The following is a 300-nucleotide window of genomic DNA, read 5'->3' on the forward strand; positions in this document are numbered from 1 at the left end:
AAAACTCAATCGGAAAGGAAAATAGTAGTAGATAAAGAATTAGATAAACGAAAGAATGGTGTTTATATGTATTTAATAAAAGATGAAAAGAAAAAACAGAAATCAAAACCTGACATCGGAACTGAATTAAAAATAAAAAAACGACACCACAACAAAGTACTGTGCTAAAAAACAAGTAAAATCTTATTAATTTTTCACTAGCGTACTTTTATATTCCTTGTCAAAAATTAAACCCGATTTTGCAATAGCAAAAGCTTGTTTTAGTAGCTAATTACATACCGCTATTAATGCTAATTTTTT

1 pseudogene is annotated in these 300 nt (G+C 26.7%); it reads right to left on the reverse strand.

The features are described 5' to 3' along the window. Positions 1-186: 186 nt before the first annotated feature. Positions 187-300: pseudogene (locus V6246_RS18485) on the reverse strand (IS110 family transposase); the annotation flags it as partial.

Origin of the sequence: Algibacter sp. TI.3.09 (genome assembly GCF_038154905.1) — a bacterium.
Taxonomy (GTDB): domain Bacteria; phylum Bacteroidota; class Bacteroidia; order Flavobacteriales; family Flavobacteriaceae; genus Algibacter.